Consider the following 2,439-nt stretch of genomic DNA (forward strand, 5'->3'; position numbering starts at 1 on the left):
AGAACTTCGCCGGCACCATGAACTTCGTGATCTTCCCGATGTTCTTCATCAGCCCCGCGCTGTACCCGCTGTGGAAGCTCGAAGAATCGGGCGCGTGGTGGCTGCTGAAGCTCGCCGAGTGGAACCCCTTTACCCACGCGGTGGAGGCCATGCGCTACGCGCTGGTGGGGCAGTTCACGGCGCTGTCGTGGTCGGTGGTGGTGGGCTGCAGCGTTGTTTTTTTTGTGCTCGCACTCTGGGGCTATGACCCGCAAAGAGGGTGGGTCAAAACCAAAGGAGGCGGAGGATGAGTGGGTCCCTTCAACGTCGCCAGCTGCTGGGCAGCGGCTTGCTGGCGGCGCTGTTGCCCGCATCGTTGCGCGCGCAGGACGACCAGACCGGCGGCGATCCGCTGGGCTCCATGCAGTACCCCAGCCTGCGCGAGCAGACCATCGGCAAGGCCATGGCCAAGTTCTCCGACGCGGTGGTGATCAAGGGCCCGGCCTTTGCCGACGACGCGATGAACGTGCCGCTGCTGGTGGACGCGCGTGGGCTCGACAAAGTGGGTGGCGGTGTCGCGCGCATCCGCGTGGCGGTGGACCGCAACCCGGTGCGCCAGGTGCTGGACTTCGAGCCGCTGCGCGCATTGCCCATGCTGGCGTTTCGCATCCGCATGGAGCAGGCCTCGCCCGTGCGCGCCTTCGTGCAGACCAAAGACGGCCAGTGGCACGTGGGCAGCACCTGGGTGCAGGCCGCCGGCGGCGGTTGCACGGTGCCCGGCCTCACCCGCGCCGACGGCTCCTGGAGCAAGACGCTGGGCCAGGTGCAGGCGCGCTTTTTCAACAACGTGCTCGAAGGCAGCCGGCGCCTGCGCGTGCGCGTGATGCACCCCATGGACACCGGCCTGGTCGCGGGCATTCCTGCCTTCTACATCGAAGACCTGCAGCTGGTCGACGGCGCGGGCCAGGCCTGGTGGAAGCTGACGCTGCACGAACCGGTGTCCGAGAACCCGCTCATCACCTTCGAGTTGCCGCCGCAGGCCGTTCCAGGCCTCAGGCTCGTGGGTCGCGACAACAACGGCAACCGCATCGATGCCGAGGTGGGCGCGTGAAACGGCTGTTGTTGTCCGCTGCGCTCGCCCTGGCGGGTGTCGTGCACGCCCAATCCATCCCGGTGCCACCGCCGGCATCGAAGCCCGACGCGGCCAGTTTCAATTACGACCTGCGCCCGCGCCAGATCGCCGAAGGCACCTGGGTCATCGAAGGCGCGGTGCAGGACTTCAGCCGCGCCAACGGCTGCAACATCATCAACACCGCCTTCATCGCCACCGGTGCGGGCGCGGTGGTGATCAACACCGGGCCATCGCGCCTGTACGGCGAGCAGCAGCGCCGCGCCATCGAACGCATCACGCGCGAGCCGGTGCAACGCGTGCTGGAACTCAACCTGCACCCCGACTATTTCTTCGGCAACCAGGCCTGGGCCGACCGGCCCACGCAGGCGCTGCCCGGCAGCATCAGCGGCATGCAGGCCGAAGGCACGGCCTACGCCGACAACCTCTACCGCCTGTGCGGCGACTGGATGCGCGGCACCGAGGCCACCCCCGCGCACGAGGCCGTCTTGCCGCAGACCCTGCAAATCGGCAACCACCAGCTGGAACTGATGCGCTTGCAGGGTCACACCGCCGATGATCTCGTGGTTCTCGACCGCCGCAACGGTGTGCTGTTCGCCGGCGGTCTGGTGTTCGCCGAGCGCGTGCCCACCACGCCGCACGCCGACTTCGCCGCCTGGCTGGCCAGCCTGGATGCGCTGGAGCGGCTCATCGCCAGCGGTCAGGTCAAGACCGTGGTGCCCAGCCACGGCCCGGTGCACAGCGGGCTGGCCGGCGTGCAGCAGACGCGCGACTGGCTGCAGTGGCTGACCACGCTGATGCAGACCAGCGCCGAGCGCGGCCTGGACCTGGGCGAGGTGCTGCGCACGCCCGTGCCCGAGCGCTTCGCGCGCTGGGCCGCACAACCCGCCGAGCTGCACCGCTCGCTCACGCAGTGGTACCCGCGCTACGAGCAGCGCGTGCTGGCTGCGCCAGCGAAGTGACCCATTTTTGAACAGTGTCACAAGGGTGTCTCGCTGAGCGGGGCGGCTTTGGCGCAGTTGGGGCGATGGGGTCCGCTCCGAGGGGTGTTCTTCTCCGTGAAAACCCTGAGATTTGGGCTGGCACAGAAGTTGCCATTTCTTCGCTGCGTGCATGTCCAAGACCGAGTGTCCGAAGTCAGAAAAAGAGCGGTCAGACAGCACCAAAAACCGGACCGCCATCAACCTCACAAACGAGCAGGAGACCCACAGTGAAACGTACCCTATTGAGCCTTTTGGTCATGGCCGCCACGGCCCACGTTGGCGCCCAGGGCGTCACCGACGCGATGATCGCCAACGACGCCGCCACGCCCGACAACGTCCTGAGCTGGG

General features: G+C 67.4%; 3 protein-coding genes. All 3 read left to right on the top strand.

All coding sequences use genetic code 11. The features are described 5' to 3' along the window. The coding region (locus IV088_RS00085; protein ID WP_291096413.1) for an ABC transporter permease at window positions 1–290 on the top strand (290 nt) is incomplete at its 5' end. Further along, window positions 287–1,090: a quinoprotein dehydrogenase-associated SoxYZ-like carrier gene (locus IV088_RS00090; protein WP_291096415.1), complete on the top strand. Its 804-nt coding sequence runs from the start codon at window positions 287–289 to the stop codon at window positions 1,088–1,090. The genes IV088_RS00085 and IV088_RS00090, both read left to right, overlap by 4 nt. Continuing rightward, entirely contained in the window at window positions 1,087–2,070 is a 984-nt protein-coding gene (locus IV088_RS00095; protein WP_291096417.1) for a quinoprotein relay system zinc metallohydrolase 1, read from the top strand. Before IV088_RS00090 ends, IV088_RS00095 begins: the two co-directional genes overlap by 4 nt. Window positions 2,071–2,439: the final 369 nt, after the last annotated feature.

The sequence above is a fragment of the Hydrogenophaga sp. genome (genome assembly GCF_018780075.1).
In the GTDB taxonomy this organism is placed as follows: Bacteria; Pseudomonadota; Gammaproteobacteria; order Burkholderiales; family Burkholderiaceae_C; genus Hydrogenophaga.